A 16040-nucleotide genomic window follows, 5' to 3' on the forward strand; every position below is an offset into this window, starting at 1 on the left:
TGGGGGCATGAATGGGGGCACGGACGAAACGAATGGGGGCATGGCTATTTTGGCGCTTTCCCCAGCTGTTCATCCAAGTAGTCCGACCACCACTGCATCAGATCATGACGCTCTGCCATGTATTGAGCATGGTTGTATGCACGGCGTACCTTGTTGCGATCACGGTGTGCTAGCTGCCGTTCAATCACCTCTGAGCGAAAACCGCTCTGCTCGTTCATGATGGTGGAAGCCAGGCCACGAAAGCCATGGCCCGTCTGCAGGCCACCAAATCCCATAATCTTCAGCGCCCGATTCATTGTCTCGCTGCTGATAGGCGTAGAACGAGGATTGTGCACGCCCGGGAATAGAAACGAGTGCCGCCCGGATAAGGCCCGCAGCGACTCCAAGATTTGAACACTTTGATGCGATAGGGGCACCAGGTGATCGGCGGCGCTTTGCTTTTGGATCAGCCGGCCTTTCATGCGCTCGGCCGGAATCGTCCACAGCGCATTGGCCATATCAAACTCTTCCCAGCGGGCCCACCGCAGTTCGTTCGTGCGCGGAAAAGTGCGCATCATAAGTTGCAGCGCGTATCGGGTCTCGGGGCGGCCGTGGTACTGCATGATGCGCTGTAGCAGCAAAGGCAGGTCGTCTGCATCAACGTGGGGGTAATGCTGCACCGGTGGCCGCTCTTGCAGGAACTGGCGTAGCCCGTGCGTGACATCATTGTTGGCTACCCCGACTCCGCACGCATAGCGAAAGACCATGCCGACGGCTTCCAATACCCGTGACGCCATTTCGAGTGCGCCGCGATGCTCTACTGTCTGAATGATCTTCAACACGGCTTTTCCAGTGACCGCCTCAATCGGCATCTTGCCGATGACAGGGTATACGTTCGCCTGGAGTGCGTTGCGTATCCGCTGGAAGTATCCGGTGCTCCAACTCTTTTTGCGGACCTCCAGCCATTCATTGGCCACAACTTCGAAAGAGGGCGGCAGGTGCGCCGCGGTGGCGATGGCAGTCAGGCCTGGGTCCACGTTCTCCGCCAATTCCGTTTTCGCTTCTTCGCGCATCTGGCGAGCTTTGGCCAAGCTGACCTCGGGATAAGAGCCAAAGGTCAGCCGGCTTTCTGCTTTCGATTGAGGGCGGCGATACTTCAGGCGCCAGCGCTTGGCCCCGCTGGGCAGCAGCTCCAGGTACAGGCCGCCTCCATCGAACAAGCGATTCTTGCCGGCGGGGCTGTACTTGGCGGATTTACATTGCGAATCGGTCAAGGGAGGAATGATCTTGGCCATTACGGTTTATTTACCTCTTTAAAGTAGGTGGTGGGGTTGCTCAGCCACGCAAGAATGTCTCGGCCACGCCATACCGTGCAAGACGAGCTCAAAGCCTCGCCCGCTGGTGCACGGCCATTGATGATTCGTTTCCGCCAGGTCTCGCGGCTAAACGGGATGCGGTCTGCGAACTCGTCCCACCGATACAGGCCTTCGGGGTGGATGGTGGGGGCACTTTTGTGAGCCGCTGCCATCGAGTTGTTGGGTTGTGGCATGGTTGTGTTCTCCATTAAAAAACCGGCGCAAGGCCGGCTGGGATCATCCCTTATTCGTACAGATTGAAATGGCTTGTTGTTGTGTTTCAGCCGCAGCTTTTATGCCAGGGCATCTGCTTTACCCTATAATCAAAACCGCCACGGGAATGCTCCGTGGGAGAGCGGCGATTAGTTTCACGATCTTGGTCAATGTGCGTTTGCACGGACCCATGCCTCAGACAGGAAACTGATGAGACATAGCCTTGATGGCTGGCGCCTTTTCTTCATTGATTAGGAGCCGCTATGGCTAAGACATCACTTCAAAAAGCTCGTGCGCGGGCATTCAAACTTCAAAATGGTTGCTGCTTTTATTGCGGGCAGCACATGGACCAATCTCCCATTACAAAATGCACTGCGGAGCATCTCAAGGCTCGTTGTGACGGCGGCCGGATAGCTGGCAACATCGTTGCGGCGTGTTGGTTTTGTAATAGTCGCAGGCACAGAAGGAAGGCTCCGCTTGAGCCAAAGGCATGGCAGGCGTATGTCGTCAGGAAGATGCAGCAGAAACGGTGGCCGACTCTCACTTCGGGATAGAGCGCAATCGGTTGTGTGGGTGGTTGCTCATTACAAGTCCGGAAAAAGTTGTTGGGGATCAAAGCAATCCAGCTCTCCGCTATCCAGATGAAGAATGACCCCATAGCCGCGAGCGCCTTTTACAGCAATGGTTGCGATGGCTACGCCGAATTGGCCTGCGCGGGAGTCTCCCGCGCCAACCAAGTATCGAGATTGTGAGCCTGGGGGGATTTCATTGATTTCGATGAAACGTGAAACATCAAGTTTGTTTTTCATGGCCTGCTGTCCTCCTGGCATCGTGGGCAACATCCGGCCCAAAAGTTGACCTTGGAAATGAATGAGCCACATCCTTGGCAGCGGAGCGGCTCTTCTCTCTCGGGTTTTCGCTCAGCCAGGACAATCCCCGTCCCGGCCAGAGCTTCAGCGCGTTTGACGTACTGCATGTCCACGGCCGGCCGGGTCTTTGCGTCGATGTACTCCTTTGGCCAGGGGATGTCAGTTTCTCGGTTGTTGTGCATCGCCTGGGCTTGCTCTTGGGTGTACAACTGCGCTTTCCGCAGGTCGGTGGTGTAGCCATTGCCATTCAGCCCCCAAAACAGCATGTCGTTCCCCACATAGCTTCGGCTGTCTTGCACATAGAAGAGGCCGCTTAGTGCCTGGCTTGTGCGCTCAGGCATGCTCTGGTTCTGGCGCATTGGCGGCCTCCTTGTCAGCCTTGACTTTCTTCCCGCAGAAAGGGCAGTACGAGACGATGATGCTAAGGTCCTTGCCCTTCTCGCTGCGGTAGCCGGGGGTGTCCGCCTTAACCCCGAATGGGATGCTGATATATGTCCCAGGATTGGCACCGTCTAGGACGTAGGTGATGTTGCGGCAGCGCACCGATTCAATTGGCGCCTTCACCTGTGGCTGGTGGAGCTCTTTGATCTTTGCTTCGATTTCTTCAATCCAATTGCAGTTCATGTTCTTGCTTCCCATCCGTTCTCACCCCAGACCACACAAGAGCGTTCCAGCTCATGGCACAGGGATGCATATCCGTTATTGAAATGACCGTGATGCTTGGATTTGTGCAGCAGAATCCGAGGTGTGGGGGCATGGCGAAGGGTAAAAAATTGCCCCGGTTCGATGTGTCGAAGGCGGGGCAGGGGTTTGTTGCTGTAGGCGCTTTGTGTCATGCGACTTTCTCCCGAGGGGAGATCTGCTGATCGGAGTAGTTCGCCCGTACCAGCGCGTGGGCCAGGGGAGGGCAGACGCTGTTCCCGCACATGCGGACTTGCGCCGTTTTGGTGAGTGGGCTGCCGTCAGGCTTCTGATCGATGATGTACGAGTCAGGAAAGCCCTGGGCGCGGTAAAGCTCGCGTGGTGTCAGCATTTAATTCTCTAAGGGAAAGCTACAGCGAGTGTTGTTGCTTGGTGTTAGGGTAAGAAAAACGTACTAAGCTAAACTTTGTACATCTATGGCGAATCTAAATGAAATACTTTGAACTGGTATTCGCAAGACGATAGTGTCAATAAAGAAGAGTTTTTACTTGTTTTTTTAATGAGGCATTATGAGTATTTGTTCACGATGTGGGGGTGGGATTAGGTTTAGAACAATGGATGGGCAGGTTATTCCTATGGGAGGAGGGTGTTCATGCATAACTATTAATCCAAATTTATTTAATGAACGGTATGATCGATATGATGAGCCGGAGGAGTCGTGCAGCTCGTCCTCATGTTACGCAACACAATGTCCCGAGTGCGGCGGGGAGGTTTACTTTATAAAGCACAATGGTGGATCCGTTTGGCTAGACCCTCCTCTAGGTCAGCCATGGCATAAGCATGGGTGTTTCGAGTTTAATGACGAAAGGTTGAGGAAGAATTATCAAAAAGCCAATGGATTAAAAAAAACTCTTGTCTCAATGACAAAAAACTCTAATAGGGGAGATAGAAAAATATTAGGTGTCGTAGTGTCAGTGCAATTCAGAATGGATCAGTATGATAGTGTCAAAACTAGAATAATTTTAAAGAATAATAATAAGAATCTGGAGTTGTTTGTTTTGGGCGATGGTCGGGGGTTGTTGGGGGAGTTGTGTTTCTACAGTAGTAAGAATCAAACTATATCTATTCTATCCTCTATGTTTAAAACTTATAAAACCCTAAGCTACAAATGGTAATGGTCTAATGTTTTAATCCTGGTGAGAAAAGAGAGGGTAGGGTTGCTGTCAGCGTGATGCCTCATAGGGGAGGCATCCTATGTTTTAGCCACAGAGGTTCGGCTATGATCCTTGCGGATACAGAAAATAGAAACTGTTTGGAGATCATGGTGAGGGACGTTAAGTTTTTTGGGTCAGAAATAGCGCTGATCCTTGCATTAGCTGTTGGGACAGCTTTAGGCGTCGGTTTGGGTTGGTTTACTTTTCCCTATATGTTTCCGCTATTTCAAAGCTCAGAGCTTGCTGCGTGGGTAGGCGCAGGCGGGTCTTTAGCTGCCGCGTGCGGAGCGTTCTATGCGGCTAGGATTGCTTTAAGAATGGCAGAAGACAACAGGCTAAGAGAGGAAAAGGAGAAGTTGGAGGCGGCTAAGCAAGTAATCTGTCATACGGCGTATCAATACACCTCAATAGTTGCTGAAATCGATTGGATTATTAATAGCCGATCGGGAATTGGAACTTGTCCTGAAACCAAGAAGCCCCTGGCATTGGAAATGCCTGGGGAGGTTGGTAACTTTAGTGAATGGATGGGCTGGCTTGAGAGAGTTGATATGACCAGCGCGTACTTATTGAGCTCCAGTGTGGGGCAGACGCTGTTTTCATTGACTGAGAGAGTAAATTTCTTGTCTAGATTCTCTGGGTTTAATGATCATACAAATTTATATATAGTCCCACTTAAGCAACTTTTAGATGCTCGACTTCTTGCTCAGTGCTTGAGTTATGGGCTTAATGAGTTAATGAAAAGATCTCCTAATTGGGAGGATGTTATTAACGGTAAGGGCTTTGAGTTTCCCCCTCCTGCTGTCTATCCTAAGTAGGGCCACTCGCTTATCAAGACAGTCCACAGTCTTTCGATCTAATCCCTTGAGTCACCTAGAGTTTTCACTAGATCGCTGATCATCTTGGCCAGCTCGGAGGTCATCAAGGTCATGTCGGCATCAAAGACTTCGTCATCGTTGACGGCCATGACATCCTGTTTTTCCGTTAGGATGTCCAGTGGGGCCACGCGTTTGACGTCCAGCGCATCGGTCAGCACAAAGCTGATGCGATCCGCCCAGGTCATGGCCAAACGGGTGCATTGCTTGCCGGCTTCAACGTGCTTGCGCACTTCGTCAATGTCGGCGCTTTGCTTCACATAGCGCACGGCAGCACCGTTGTCGCCGGTGGAGCGCAGTTCAGTGTCCTGGTCGATAGTGAAGTTGGCGAGTTCTTCTTCCTCAACCAGCCAGGAGGTCATGGCGGCACCGGGCGATTGCTCGGTGTACAGCGCCTGCACGGGGAAGGGCTCCACGCTCTTGGCGAACAGACCCAACACCTCATCACTCTTAGTCACGGCTGGGGTATCGATGACAAACCAGTTATTTCGTGTGTCGATCCACACCAAAGTGTCGCGCTGCACAGCATGAGAGCGGGGCATCAAATCAATGATGATCTGCTCTTTGATTTCCTTCATCTGCTTGCGGCCTGGCTTGTAGCCTTGTTGCTCTTCGATTTCACGGGTCTTCTCGCGTGCCGCCTGGTTGACCACAGCGCTCGGCAGCAGTTTCTTTTCAGCTCGATGACGAATCAGGTATTGACCGTTGACCTCATGGACCAGCTCACCACCTTCACGCGGCGGCACCCAGCCCAGGCTGAGAGGTTCTTGGCTGCCGCCAGGGGTAAATTGATGCTTGGCCAGCAGGTCGGCCAGTTGTTGAGCGGACAGGGTAAATGCTGTATCCAAACGATAGATACGCAGGTTTTTAAACCACATGGGTGTATTCCTTTCAGGATGGGCTATGCTCAGGCTGACAGAGTTTTTGCGCTGAGTAGAGCAATGGAATTAAATAAGAAAATGAGGCAGAAAGAGCGTGCATTAATCAGTGCGCTGAAAAGCACTAGCCCTTCAGCGATAAACAACTTGAATTATGCTAAAGGTGCTAGGTTCGCAATAATTTATAGCGATGAGTTTTCTGAGCTGGCATCGGAGCTCGTAAGGATTTATAGATATGGGGGTGTTAAAGACCCTCTTTTACGCCTATCGGCAGCACTTCAAGAGAATGGAATCACCTCGTGTCGTGGTGCCGAGATGAGTTATGAGCGGGTGAAGTATTTCTTTGATAAGTACTTAGATAGAAAGCTTAGGCGACATCCTGGGTACGTTTTTCCCAGCTCATTTGGCAAAGAAAAGTGCTCTGGCTGTGGGAGGTTTTTTGCAAACCTGTCGCATCACCTTGAGTTCTGCGCGGGCTAATTCCTGAGCCGTAGAAATGAGCGGATAACATTAAGTGCAGTACGCGTTGCGCGATAGCAGGGGAGCGAATGGAATGTCATCGTCCATATCTGCCAAGTTGCCGGACGAGGGCGGCGGAGCCGGCCTTTGCTGCTGTCCACGCCCGGTAGCCTCTGCGTAATTGTTACGCTGCTGGCCCTGGGGCTGCCGCTGATCTTGCTGGAAAGACTCACCGTAACCATCACCGCCACCTTCACGGCCACCCAGCATTTGCATTTGCTCGGCAATGATCTCGGTCGTGAAACGCTCCTGACCGTCCTGCCCCGTCCATTTACGCGAACGCAGGCGACCTTCTACATAAACGGGACGGCCTTTGCGCAGGTACTCGCCCGCGATTTCAGCCAGACGGTTGTAGAACACCACACGGTGCCATTCCGTTTCCTCACGGCGCTCGCCGGAGGTACGGTCTTTCCACTGCGAGGTCGTGGCAATGGAAATATTGCAGATGGCCGAGCCTTCTGCGCTGTAGCGTACTTCTGGGTCGCGGCCGAGGTTGCCCACCAGAATGACTTTGTTGACTGAGGCCATTTATGCAGCCTCCAGCAAGGCGTCGCGCAGTTCGTGCTGATACTTGGTGACTGTCCGCTCAAACTCCATCAGATCGGATTCAAGTAAGTCGATCTGGTTGTCGTCGCGGTCGATGCGGATGATCTTCATGCGGCCCAGGTCGTGAACCCACAGCACCAGATCCACCCATTTGCGTCCGAGCAGCCACATTGCGCCATTGCATTGGTCTACGTAGGCGGCAATGTCACCGTTCACAAAGGCGGTGAACAGGGTGTCGCTGCTGACCATGGTCTTGATCTCAATGATCCCGTCATCGCCTACCAAACCGTCTACGCTCACCCCAAACAGACGGTCAGGCGTTGTAATGAAGCCAGCCTCGTCAACGATATGGCCGGTCTTGCGCTCATAGACAGCTCGGGCGTAGGGCTCTTGCTCTGTGCCCAGGCGCATAGCGCCATTCACAAAGACCTGCATAGGCTCGCCGCCTTCGCGCTCTCGGGCCACATCCATGGCGTAGTCCAAGCATTTCTTGGATGGAGCACCGCTTTTCAGGCGGTCGCGGCAGTCTTTGAATCGGCTGCCGGTGATGACGCCTTTGCGGGCCTGGAGCCATTCCAGGGTGCCTTGTTCGGCGGTGTGAATGATTAAGCTTTCCATTATTGAGCCTCCGTGAGCATCTTTTTCTTGTCCGATACGGCCTTTTTAAAGGCGTTGTAATCAGCAAGGTTGTTGGTCGCGTAAATGACGTTGCCGCCTTGTTGCCAGATGGTCTCTAGCTCTTCCAGCGTTTCGGCCTTGGCTACTTCGCTAATCCAAGAGTCTTTCAGAGCAGGGTCAGTCGACGCCCGGCCATCGGTGTCGTCGTCTTGCTCGGACAGTCCGGTAATGGCCTTCAAGGTGTATCGCTCCAAGTAGGTCTTGGTGCTGGCGCGTGACTGAATAGCGTTGCGACCTGGGCCGGTATCTGGTGGCCCGCCCATGCTGACACTTTCCTGATGACCCCCAACGTGCCGCAGGTAGCAGGTGACCTCCATCCAGTCTTTGTCATCCTTGGTCAGCTTCCAACTGGACGAAAGTCCATGCTTGGAGAGGGCGGGGGTGACAGCATTCACAACGTCATGCAGCTCGGCGTATTTCTGATTCTTAAGCGGGCCATCGGAACGGGCCTTACCCTTGATGATTGTGACTGACTCGGCCTTGAATGCAGCGAACGCCTCGTCATAAGCTTTCTTGGCCTGGGTGGCGTTGTAGCGATCCTGTAGGTCCATCATCTGCCCGATCTGCTCAGGACTCATTCCAGATTGCAGGGCGGCGATTGCCATGGCCATTGGCGACCCAGCCGGGGCGGGCGCTGCGACAGCCGTCTGTGGAGCTTCAATGATTTCTGTACTCATGGTGTCCTCAATATTGGATTCGGATAGCCGGAATCAGGCCCTTGGCGATCAGAATGACGGCCTGCTTGGCGCATGCGTCGGGCAAGCCGTTCTCAATGAATGCAGCCAGGGCGGCATTGTTGATGCTGGCTTTATGCGCGATATCGGCCTCGCGTTTTCGCTGTGCTGCATCTTCGGCTGCCTTGGCGTCGGCTTGGCGCTTGATTTCTGCCTGGCGGGCGGCTTCGGCGGCATCCTTGGCGCGTTGCTCAGCGGCCAGTCTTTCAGCTTCGGCCCGGGCCTCGGCCTGCTTCTGGCGTTCGATGGCTTCGGCCCGTTCCCGCTCAGCTCGTTCTGCTGCCGCCTTGGCATCGGCTTCGCGTTGGGCGGCGGCATCGCGTTCAGCTTGGGCTTTGGCCTCCGCATCGGTTCGGGCCTTTTCAGCGGCTTGGCGGGCAATCTCCGCCTCACGGTCTTTCTGCTCCTGCTCGGCCTGCTTGCGTCGTAGCTCAGCCAGTTCTGCCTGCTCAGCTTCGTACTTCTGGCGGTCAGTCAGGGCTGTGTTCAGGATTTCCAGCGCTTTGGCCTTCACGCGGTGTGCCTCCGCTTCGAATTCCTCCCAGGCCTCGTCCACGACCACAGACTCAACCGCAGCCAGGCGTTGCCGGAGACTGTCAGCGCCGTGTCTTCCGATGGCAGATCAATCAGTTCTGTGGATTCGGTCATGTCATGCTCCAGCGGCAAGAGCTATTAGCGCCGAGCCGTAAAAAATAGCGCCGCAAAAGGCGGCGATAATGGCGATGCCTATGAGGATGGAAGGGAGCCAACCCCAAGGCGGGGTGCTGCTATTTGGTGCGTAGCATCCCCGTCCATCGAAAGGGTTACGGCGGCGAGTGCGGGGGAAGCCGGGGTTTTGGTCGGTCATTTGGTTTTCCTCGCCTGCTTCAGAATGAGGCTCGACAATCGTTTATGAACCCGATCAAGGAACGGGTCGTTTGACCAGTGCCAGCCCGCGAAAATCAGATGCCCGCTCTCATATTCAGGCCGCTCGATTGGGTACTTTTTGTCCAGCATGGCACGGGCCTCGGCATTCGCCGCTGATCGAGCCGACAAGTAGCGACGTCCTTTTGATGGGGCCAAGTAGATGGTTTGTGATTCGGCCTTAATTGCTGCCATTGGGTTCTCCCGATAGGGCGGAGTCGGCGTAGTCCAGGATCTGTGAGACTGTTTTGAACTCGGTGCCAATGGCAACTTGATCGCCTTCATCGCTGCAGTACGAGCTTTGACAAGCGGCTTGGAGTGCGCCTGCAGTCCAGCGCAGCGCCTCTCGAAACCGCTCAATCTCAGCCGCCTGGGCGTCGCGTTCGCCTAACAGAGTGCGGATCGTTTCAGGATCGCAAGCGGCGATATATTCCGAGTTGGCGTTATTCTGGTGGCGTTGGCTTTCCCATCCCGCTGGCGTCTTTGGTTGTCCTTGCACAAAGGTGGTGCAAATTCCGCGTCCGCCATCGGCTTGTCGAACAGTTCGGCTAGTGCCGCTTTCGATGTCTGCCTCCCATGGGCCAGACGTTGCTGCAACGACAGTCGCACGCAGTTTCGCGTAGTTGTAATTCATGGTTGCCTCCAGATACTGATCACTTCTGAAATTAAGTAAGCAAAGCCCATGCAGCCAAAAATAATGGCCAACAACGTGACAATGCCAAGAATGAAAGCAGCGAGGTCTAGCACTGCAGCGCCTCCAGTTCCTGCACTGTCATTGCGTCGTGGCTGGCGTCAGCCCAGCTCAAAATCAGAGCGCTGATGTGGGCGTTCAGGCCGTCCGTGTAAACCGGGTCATTGGTGAGCATGGCTTTCAGGAAAGGGCCGATTGCGTCCGACTTCTCGAAAGCAATAAGCTGGTCGCTCATGACTTCCAGCAGATCGGCGCGGCTTTTGATGTTGGGCAGGTCGGGGCGGCCCCACGACATAAGCACCGCCTGGGACTTGCCGATCAGGCAATCCTTGATCTGCTGTGCAATAACTTCGCGGCGGCGCTCCGCCAGCTCGTACGCGCATACCTCGCGTTCTGCGATAGCGTTCATGTTTAGCTCCGTGGGGATTGCGCCGCGTCCGGCGCCATTGAAAGGGAAGAGGGTTAGCTTGCATCCCCCACCTTCACGACTTGCGCGCGCAACTCGGTATTGGCAGGTTCTGGAGTTCTATGCCCTCTAGTCGCAGCACTCCCGCCGCCCATGGCGTGGGCGGGGGTGATTTAGAATTGGTTAAGGGAGTGGGAATGCTGCGGTTGGAGGGTGCCCGCTCTCACCATGCGGGCCATGGGCCTGTGCGCCTACAGGCTGGCGTTGCTGACTATTGGATAACGCGAATATTCATCCAGCATCCCGTCGCACGGGGGAAGATGGTGGCCGGGTGCAAATCCGGCTTTAAACCCTTACACCTAAATCGGTGCTGGCTCTGGCTTGGCCGTCCCCATCGCTTTGCCTGCGCGTACTGCTCACCATCATCGAAGCCTTCCAAGCCCGTCACGCAGTGGCCATTCCGGGTGACGAGAGCGGCTTTGCAACGTTGCCTGCGTCCCACCTTCCGGTGTGCAGGGCGTATCCGCCTCTTGCTGAACCTTTCGGGTGAGAGCCGATTGTCTTGTTCTCGGCATGTCCCGGAAGGCTTCGATGATGCCCCTCATAAGAAGGGCTGCCTGGACCTCGCTACTGCTCATATGCGAGTCATGCAGGCGTTGAAAACTGACTACTCTCTGGCTTGGGAGGGTGATACAGAAATTTGATGCTGTGCCCATGCCCGGCACTTTGAGTGATTTCGCGGGGCGTATATGCAGCTTCCTCCCTTGGCTCTGCGATACCGGCATTAACAAGTTCGCAATGCACCAAGTCCAGGGCCTTGTCACGCTCCCAGCACTCGATAACCAGCTTGTCGCTAAGTGCCGCCTTGCGATTTGCAGACGCTTCCTGCTTTCGTGCTGCGTGGTAGTTTTCGCTGGCTTTATCTGCTCGTCTCTGTGCTGCATGCAGCTTTTTGACGGCCTCCAGCAGCTTGTCGTATTTCATTTCTTGGGGCGCTCCTGATTGTCATGCTTGCCCGGAAAGTCGCTGGGCCAGCGCATTGGCTTATCCATCTGCCCTCCTGTGGAAATCAGTAAGGCAGCCATGCCATAGGAATCTTGCCAGTGCGCTTATTGGGCCGTCCATCTGGCTTCGGTCCGCGCACCATTACTCGCAGACCATCGTGACCTACCGTCTTGCGGGCAAGTGCGATCCAGTCATGGCAAAACTGGGGTGCATCAAACTCAGGCGACACCTGACGGTGTTTGGCTGATTCAAAAATCTTTGCAGCACGATCTGCGTACCATTGCTGCAGATCCTCTACTGTCATCTTCTCCTGCTCCTTCTTGGGGGGGGGGGCTTTGCGAGCCGCCAGCGTTTTGGCCAGCGGTTCCGTCATACCAAATACACAGAAAGCGGACATCCCGTTCTCCTAAGGCGGGGGCGGTGTTACATCACACGGCCAAGACAATCACAAAGATAGGTGCGCAGCAGCTTCAGGGCCTCGTCCTCCTGGCCTAGCGACAGCGCCTGGAACATTGCTTGGAGAGCGGGCGCATGATCAATGCCTTCTATGCCCCGACTCTCCAGCTCTGAAATCAAATCGCTTGTATCGATGTCGCTGAGCTCGACATCCACATCAATATCGACGGTCGTTGATACCGTGACGCTCGACATACAAATCTCCTCGCATGAAAAACCGCCCTGAGTAGAACGGTTTCAGATACGGCCCCAATATGGGCCCTGGTGTTTAAAAGGTTGTTGGCTGGGCAATACCGCGAATGGCCCACATGAAACCCTGTTGCAGGTTGGTTTTACCCAAGGCAACCGCACGTTGATCCAAAGAGCTATCAGCCTGCAGCTTTTCCATCCAGGCTCCGACCTTCTCGGCCAGCTCCTTGCCTTCGTTCATTGCTGCAATCTCGGACTCCGACAAATCGCGGTAGCCCTTGATGTGCTTGTGTTGGTTATCCATATTTCCTCGCTTCAGTAAGCACCACCATTGATGCTTGCCAAAGCGGCCTGTCTCCAGGCCGTTGCTGGGATTCCAACCAGCGTGACCGTTTCCGTTTTTGGCCGTCTACGCCTCACCCTCTTTCTCCGTAAACCGTGCTTTGACGGACTGGAGACGGCAGGGACACCGCGCAGAGCCACAACCATGCTTGTGGGTGCTATTGAGCCGGACGAACACCCTACATAGGCGGGTGAGCAACATCGGCAAAATGAACCGGAAATTCAGGAGAGGGTGCAGCAGGTCCGCTATACTTCGAGGCTTAGGGACCGTGAATCCCTATAGATGCGGCCTCACAAGTTGCTGAAGGTGATCCGCTCTCTGTTGCATCGCTGCCGCCGAGCGTAATCGGGCGCCAATGCTTCAGAGGGCGGTGAGCCGGACACTGGAAGGCGAGGCTGACCAGTGTCGCGGGGAGCTATCCTAGGTTTGCAAACCGCTAGCGCCAGGCACGGCGCGATATAAATGCCAACCCTAACCAGTTGGCAGGCCTGCCAGCGATATCAGGGCTACTGCCATGATTAAGCTGACAATCAAACTATCCATTAGCTACAAGCAAGTTCGGTCATTACTGCTCTTGCTCATGCTTTTGGGTAGCTAGCGGCACACCCAGCTCCGAAAGGGGCTGGGCCTAGACTCCGCCTTCAAGCACGCATCTCTGCGCACCCTCTCCTGAATTTCCGTTTTGTTAAAGAGCCTCCGCCGTAGCGGGCGCAGCCTTTGCTGCTGGCGCTCTCTCTGACTGCCTTGGTTGGCCTTGGGCCTAAACCGGCTGTTTGGTGAAGCGTTAGAGTTATTAAACATCATGTTTATTCAATAGTCAACACAGTGTTTAATTTTTGATCATGAATTCTTAACGTGGTGTTTACTTGGTGAGACAAGAAAGCGTCCTCGTGTCTTGTTGAGGAAGGCGTGTAAGTCCCACGCCAGCCTAATCTGGTACGATCCTGTATTTATTCGTTACTTGGGAGAGGGGCGTGAAGAAAATTGCGGTCGCTGTTGCAGCGGTCTTGCTTACAGGGTGTGCTGGACGTGCGGCTAATCCGGTGATGGTTCAGCAATATGGAGACAATGCGAAAAGCTGCCAGGCGCTTGAGCTTGATATGTCATACATTGAGTCTGAGGTTCAGCGTCTGGTTCCTGACACGGAAAAAACAGGCAAAAATGTCGCTCTTGGTGTGACTGGTGCATTCTTCTTAGTGCCTTTGTTCTTCATGGACTTTAGCCAAGCTGAGCAGATGGAAGTAAATGCCTATCGCCAGCGCTACAACCATCTGGCTATTTTGGCGATGGAGAAGGGGTGCGAGACAGAGCGTAAGCCGATTTTGAAAGCCCCAGAACCCGCTAAGATCGAGAGGCCAAAGGAAGAACCAGCAGCATAAGCGGGATGCGTTGCTAAGGCCCCATACGGGGCTTTTTTATCGTTCGTCATTCTTGCAGCGCCCGTAGCAGACAACAAAAAAGCCCCGTGTGAGGGGCTTTGTCGTATAGGCTCGTTACGTGAGCTGACGTATCAGAACGGAAGGCCGGGGAATCGGTCTTTTAGTTGTCGGATAAGTTTTTGCCGGGTCGACACCACTTGTTTTGTATAGGTTTGATGGCTTTCGACTGTTCGGCGAGCGGGCTCGCGCAACGGAGAAGTGTGTAGTGGGCTGCGACTAGCCTGGTTAAGTTTTTCGTAGATAGTAATACCTTCTGTATGACTTCAAATTACCGCTGTAGCCTGGAAATGTAGGTTTTCCTAAGCAATGGTTCAGCAGAGAACTTGAAGGGTAGTGAGGTAGCGAGATTGCCACCTTTGAATGAGATCAGTCTCATTGTACCAGTATGGGCTTTTCGCCCACTGAAGCATAGAAGTGCTTTGTAACGCTTCCTGGGGCCCGGGGGCGTCAGGGCCTGGTCTATACGCCCAACAAGAAAGCCCCGTGAAGGGCTTTACTATTTTTGAAAGGAGCTCGGCTCTTGTCAGGCCCGGTATGGGTCTAAGCTTCTATCATTTGGATTACCGAAAGTAGCGGTATGGTAATGCACCATATCCTCTTTTTTATTAGAGTGGAAGATAAAGAAGTCATGGCTTAATAGCATATCTAGGTGAGGGTCAGCAATAACCGCCACTTCACTAGGTACGTTAACGACTGCAATCTTTACTGTTTCTGCTCCCCAGGATTCTTTAGCTAACTGAGCAGCAACCATTTTCGTACATGCTTCTTTGATTTTTTGCTGAGCTCGCTTCATGCTTGTTCTATAGTCCAGTGTTTGCGTGACTCTATAGACGCCATTTTTATACACAAAATCAGCACGTAGCTCAGGGTTCTGAGGGATTGGGATGTCTTGGACAATAAGATGGCGAGTCAAATCCTCTGGGCTCTCGCCCAGAACGTTCATTTTTTTAAAAGACGCACGCAATTCTGCAACTAAATCTGTTCGCGAGCTTTTACCTTCATCTTGGTCAAATCCGTAGGGACTTACGTAAGTGGTCTTAATTTCACTAATCTCAGCAGCAAGATCTTTTTTGCTGTTAGCGACAAACATCCCTACTGCATTCCTTTGGCAGACACCTATCTTATTTAGCACAGACTGGCAGTCCAGGATATTGTCCGTTTTTTGGACAATTGACTCTATGTTCTGCAGCCAAGCTGCCGCCGTTTCATTGGTCCACGTGCTATCCAAGGCGCGTACTTTTGTCACGGGGGCCCAAAAGTGGAGCATTGCTTGACCATGTCTTTCCCAAACGACTGCGCCGACGTTTACAACCTCTCCACGGATGAAGTCTGGTCTAAGACGTAGTATTAGGTAATCGTAAATCATGGCTGAGTACTCCATGCGCCTTGATGTATGAAAGTAGTCGTCTGAGCTACTTGGCTAGTCCAATGCTTCTCCCACCAATCCTTTAGTTCAGAGCTAGGGTGTGCAACGTACCATTCACCCGGCAATGAGTCAAGAATGTCAGATAACCAGCTTTTGTCCAACTTGTGCATGGTGTCTAGAGCGTGGTCAGCTGACGTTTGATCGAAGGAAATCCCTACGTAAGACCAAGCGCTCCAGGCGCGGTGCGTCCTTGAGTTAACCAAGTCATGATTTGAGGCGGGCGGATGAACTGTTGGCCAAGAACGCGAAAAATCTATTGCTCTAACTGATATCGTGTTCTCACTTTTTTCTTGATATAGCCAGTTGTTCCAATGCCTGTCGATGTTCCCAATCGCCACATCTACAGCCAAAACTGCTGAAAATGCTTGGAGGTTGTCACAGCATTTTATGAGTTCTAGTAGATCATCTGTTTCTTGCCAAGTTTTTACCCCACCCTCCAGCCGAGATCCAAAGACCTTTTGGTCGTTATACAAGACGACAGTAGGCTCTGGGGTTGGGATACCTATCTTACGGCAGATTGAAGCGCCTACAAACTCGGCAACGGCGACTGATGGATCAGCCTTTAAAAGATATTCTTCCCCGTATTGGGTAGAACCAATCCCATCATTGTCGAGTCCACCCAACGCCGGTCTGAATTTTGTTATTAAGGGAGCATCAAGGCACAACTGAGTCATAGCCATCCT

The 16040-nt window shown here is 53.3% G+C and carries 22 protein-coding genes and 1 pseudogene; 3 read left to right on the plus strand and 20 right to left on the minus strand.

Annotated features, from left to right (window positions below):
* Window positions 1-44: 44 nt before the first annotated feature.
* Both AC6I6N_RS02335 and AC6I6N_RS02340 read right to left on the minus strand, forming a co-directional pair.
* Window positions 45-1274: a tyrosine-type recombinase/integrase gene (locus AC6I6N_RS02335; protein WP_497942982.1), complete on the minus strand. Its 1230-nt coding sequence runs from the start codon at window positions 1272-1274 to the stop codon at window positions 45-47.
* On the minus strand, window positions 1274-1528 hold the full coding sequence (locus AC6I6N_RS02340) for a helix-turn-helix transcriptional regulator (protein ID WP_497942984.1): 255 nt from the start codon (window positions 1526-1528) through the stop codon (window positions 1274-1276). The genes AC6I6N_RS02335 and AC6I6N_RS02340 overlap by 1 nt, the downstream gene beginning before the upstream one ends.
* A gap of 282 nt (window positions 1529-1810) precedes the next feature.
* Between AC6I6N_RS02340 and AC6I6N_RS02345 the strand changes: the two genes are divergently transcribed.
* On the plus strand, window positions 1811-2101 hold the full coding sequence (locus AC6I6N_RS02345; RefSeq protein WP_371317349.1) for an HNH endonuclease: 291 nt from the start codon (window positions 1811-1813) through the stop codon (window positions 2099-2101).
* Window positions 2102-2131: 30 nt separating this feature from the next.
* Here AC6I6N_RS02345 and AC6I6N_RS02350 read toward each other — a convergent pair whose 3' ends face one another.
* The 4 genes and pseudogenes from AC6I6N_RS02350 to AC6I6N_RS02365 form a co-directional block, all read right to left on the minus strand.
* Window positions 2132-2356 carry a hypothetical protein gene (locus tag AC6I6N_RS02350; protein WP_497942987.1) on the minus strand — a complete coding sequence of 75 codons (225 nt, stop codon included), beginning with the start codon at window positions 2354-2356 and terminating at the stop codon, window positions 2132-2134.
* Complete coding sequence (locus AC6I6N_RS02355; RefSeq protein WP_497942990.1) at window positions 2353-2775, minus strand: hypothetical protein; 423 nt, start codon at window positions 2773-2775, stop codon at window positions 2353-2355. The genes AC6I6N_RS02350 and AC6I6N_RS02355 overlap by 4 nt, the downstream gene beginning before the upstream one ends.
* Window positions 2750-3055 (minus strand): hypothetical protein, encoded by a 306-nt coding sequence (locus AC6I6N_RS02360; RefSeq protein ID WP_497942992.1) that lies wholly within the window; start codon window positions 3053-3055, stop codon window positions 2750-2752. The genes AC6I6N_RS02355 and AC6I6N_RS02360 overlap by 26 nt, the downstream gene beginning before the upstream one ends.
* Before the next feature lie 193 nt (window positions 3056-3248).
* Window positions 3249-3449: pseudogene (locus AC6I6N_RS02365) on the minus strand (DNA cytosine methyltransferase); the annotation flags it as partial.
* An 888-nt stretch (window positions 3450-4337) separates the two neighbouring features.
* On the opposite strand from AC6I6N_RS02365, the gene AC6I6N_RS02370 reads away from it, so the two are divergent.
* Entirely contained in the window at window positions 4338-5087 is a 750-nt protein-coding gene (locus AC6I6N_RS02370) for a hypothetical protein (RefSeq protein ID WP_497942995.1), read from the plus strand.
* Between the two features lie 38 nt (window positions 5088-5125).
* Here AC6I6N_RS02370 and AC6I6N_RS02375 read toward each other — a convergent pair whose 3' ends face one another.
* From AC6I6N_RS02375 to AC6I6N_RS02430, 12 genes are all read right to left on the minus strand, one after another.
* The gene (locus tag AC6I6N_RS02375) at window positions 5126-6022 is read right to left on the minus strand and encodes a recombination-associated protein RdgC (protein ID WP_497942999.1); all 897 of its coding nucleotides are present in this window, start codon (window positions 6020-6022) and stop codon (window positions 5126-5128) included.
* Window positions 6023-6532: 510 nt separating this feature from the next.
* Window positions 6533-7069 (minus strand): single-stranded DNA-binding protein, encoded by a 537-nt coding sequence (ssb, locus tag AC6I6N_RS02380; RefSeq protein WP_497943003.1) that lies wholly within the window; start codon window positions 7067-7069, stop codon window positions 6533-6535.
* Window positions 7070-7705: a lambda exonuclease family protein gene (locus AC6I6N_RS02385; protein WP_497943005.1), complete on the minus strand. Its 636-nt coding sequence runs from the start codon at window positions 7703-7705 to the stop codon at window positions 7070-7072.
* Window positions 7705-8442, minus strand: coding sequence for an ERF family protein (locus tag AC6I6N_RS02390; RefSeq protein WP_316988751.1), 738 nt, complete (start codon window positions 8440-8442; stop codon window positions 7705-7707). Before AC6I6N_RS02390 ends, AC6I6N_RS02385 begins: the two co-directional genes overlap by 1 nt.
* Window positions 8443-8449: 7 nt before the next feature.
* Window positions 8450-9055, minus strand: a complete 606-nt coding sequence (locus AC6I6N_RS02395) for a cell envelope integrity TolA family protein (protein WP_497943012.1) — start codon at window positions 9053-9055, stop codon at window positions 8450-8452.
* A 287-nt stretch (window positions 9056-9342) separates the two neighbouring features.
* Window positions 9343-9597, minus strand: coding sequence for a hypothetical protein (locus AC6I6N_RS02400; RefSeq protein ID WP_497943013.1), 255 nt, complete (start codon window positions 9595-9597; stop codon window positions 9343-9345).
* Window positions 9584-10036 carry an ead/Ea22-like family protein gene (locus AC6I6N_RS02405; RefSeq protein WP_497943015.1) on the minus strand — a complete coding sequence of 151 codons (453 nt, stop codon included), beginning with the start codon at window positions 10034-10036 and terminating at the stop codon, window positions 9584-9586. The genes AC6I6N_RS02400 and AC6I6N_RS02405 overlap by 14 nt, the downstream gene beginning before the upstream one ends.
* Window positions 10037-10142: 106 nt before the next feature.
* Entirely contained in the window at window positions 10143-10502 is a 360-nt protein-coding gene (locus tag AC6I6N_RS02410) for a hypothetical protein (RefSeq protein ID WP_497943017.1), read from the minus strand.
* Between the two features lie 642 nt (window positions 10503-11144).
* Window positions 11145-11483: a hypothetical protein gene (locus AC6I6N_RS02415; protein ID WP_497943020.1), complete on the minus strand. Its 339-nt coding sequence runs from the start codon at window positions 11481-11483 to the stop codon at window positions 11145-11147.
* Window positions 11484-11568: 85 nt separating this feature from the next.
* Window positions 11569-11901 carry a hypothetical protein gene (locus AC6I6N_RS02420; RefSeq protein WP_497943022.1) on the minus strand — a complete coding sequence of 111 codons (333 nt, stop codon included), beginning with the start codon at window positions 11899-11901 and terminating at the stop codon, window positions 11569-11571.
* A gap of 26 nt (window positions 11902-11927) precedes the next feature.
* Window positions 11928-12155, minus strand: coding sequence for a hypothetical protein (locus tag AC6I6N_RS02425; RefSeq protein ID WP_035267847.1), 228 nt, complete (start codon window positions 12153-12155; stop codon window positions 11928-11930).
* 73 nt (window positions 12156-12228) lie between these two features.
* Complete coding sequence (locus tag AC6I6N_RS02430; RefSeq protein WP_121739339.1) at window positions 12229-12453, minus strand: Acb2/Tad1 domain-containing protein; 225 nt, start codon at window positions 12451-12453, stop codon at window positions 12229-12231.
* Between the two features lie 1013 nt (window positions 12454-13466).
* On the opposite strand from AC6I6N_RS02430, the gene AC6I6N_RS02435 reads away from it, so the two are divergent.
* On the plus strand, window positions 13467-13871 hold the full coding sequence (locus AC6I6N_RS02435) for a hypothetical protein (RefSeq protein ID WP_497943029.1): 405 nt from the start codon (window positions 13467-13469) through the stop codon (window positions 13869-13871).
* A 583-nt stretch (window positions 13872-14454) separates the two neighbouring features.
* Here AC6I6N_RS02435 and AC6I6N_RS02440 read toward each other — a convergent pair.
* Together AC6I6N_RS02440 and AC6I6N_RS02445 are read right to left on the minus strand one after the other, a co-directional pair.
* Complete coding sequence (locus AC6I6N_RS02440) at window positions 14455-15297, minus strand: DUF3037 domain-containing protein (protein WP_252605326.1); 843 nt, start codon at window positions 15295-15297, stop codon at window positions 14455-14457.
* The gene (locus tag AC6I6N_RS02445; protein ID WP_497943034.1) at window positions 15294-16031 is read right to left on the minus strand and encodes a hypothetical protein; all 738 of its coding nucleotides are present in this window, start codon (window positions 16029-16031) and stop codon (window positions 15294-15296) included. The genes AC6I6N_RS02440 and AC6I6N_RS02445 overlap by 4 nt, the downstream gene beginning before the upstream one ends.
* Window positions 16032-16040 lie beyond the last annotated feature (9 nt).

It is taken from the genome of Alcaligenes sp. LTN-3, from assembly GCF_059735605.1.

Excerpts from the sequence above, each read along its gene's own strand:
- AC6I6N_RS02420 (WP_497943022.1), bottom strand. The coding sequence starts at position 11,901 with ATGTCCGCTTTCTGTGTATTTGGTATGACGGAACCGCTGGCCAAAACG.
- AC6I6N_RS02400 (WP_497943013.1), bottom strand. The coding sequence starts at position 9,597 with ATGGCAGCAATTAAGGCCGAATCACAAACCATCTACTTGGCCCCATCA.
- AC6I6N_RS02335 (WP_497942982.1), bottom strand. The coding sequence starts at position 1,274 with ATGGCCAAGATCATTCCTCCCTTGACCGATTCGCAATGTAAATCCGCC.
- AC6I6N_RS02440 (WP_252605326.1), bottom strand. The coding sequence starts at position 15,297 with ATGATTTACGATTACCTAATACTACGTCTTAGACCAGACTTCATCCGT.
- AC6I6N_RS02340 (WP_497942984.1), bottom strand. The coding sequence starts at position 1,528 with ATGCCACAACCCAACAACTCGATGGCAGCGGCTCACAAAAGTGCCCCC.
- AC6I6N_RS02385 (WP_497943005.1), bottom strand. The coding sequence starts at position 7,705 with ATGGAAAGCTTAATCATTCACACCGCCGAACAAGGCACCCTGGAATGG.
- AC6I6N_RS02390 (WP_316988751.1), bottom strand. The coding sequence starts at position 8,442 with ATGAGTACAGAAATCATTGAAGCTCCACAGACGGCTGTCGCAGCGCCC.
- AC6I6N_RS02360 (WP_497942992.1), bottom strand. The coding sequence starts at position 3,055 with ATGGGAAGCAAGAACATGAACTGCAATTGGATTGAAGAAATCGAAGCA.
- AC6I6N_RS02350 (WP_497942987.1), bottom strand. The coding sequence starts at position 2,356 with ATGAAAAACAAACTTGATGTTTCACGTTTCATCGAAATCAATGAAATC.
- AC6I6N_RS02415 (WP_497943020.1), bottom strand. The coding sequence starts at position 11,483 with ATGAAATACGACAAGCTGCTGGAGGCCGTCAAAAAGCTGCATGCAGCA.
- AC6I6N_RS02345 (WP_371317349.1), top strand. The coding sequence starts at position 1,811 with ATGGCTAAGACATCACTTCAAAAAGCTCGTGCGCGGGCATTCAAACTT.
- ssb (WP_497943003.1), bottom strand. The coding sequence starts at position 7,069 with ATGGCCTCAGTCAACAAAGTCATTCTGGTGGGCAACCTCGGCCGCGAC.
- AC6I6N_RS02370 (WP_497942995.1), top strand. The coding sequence starts at position 4,338 with ATGATCCTTGCGGATACAGAAAATAGAAACTGTTTGGAGATCATGGTG.
- AC6I6N_RS02355 (WP_497942990.1), bottom strand. The coding sequence starts at position 2,775 with ATGCGCCAGAACCAGAGCATGCCTGAGCGCACAAGCCAGGCACTAAGC.
- AC6I6N_RS02430 (WP_121739339.1), bottom strand. The coding sequence starts at position 12,453 with ATGGATAACCAACACAAGCACATCAAGGGCTACCGCGATTTGTCGGAG.
- AC6I6N_RS02375 (WP_497942999.1), bottom strand. The coding sequence starts at position 6,022 with ATGTGGTTTAAAAACCTGCGTATCTATCGTTTGGATACAGCATTTACC.
- AC6I6N_RS02425 (WP_035267847.1), bottom strand. The coding sequence starts at position 12,155 with ATGTCGAGCGTCACGGTATCAACGACCGTCGATATTGATGTGGATGTC.
- AC6I6N_RS02445 (WP_497943034.1), bottom strand. The coding sequence starts at position 16,031 with ATGACTCAGTTGTGCCTTGATGCTCCCTTAATAACAAAATTCAGACCG.
- AC6I6N_RS02410 (WP_497943017.1), bottom strand. The coding sequence starts at position 10,502 with ATGAACGCTATCGCAGAACGCGAGGTATGCGCGTACGAGCTGGCGGAG.
- AC6I6N_RS02405 (WP_497943015.1), bottom strand. The coding sequence starts at position 10,036 with ATGAATTACAACTACGCGAAACTGCGTGCGACTGTCGTTGCAGCAACG.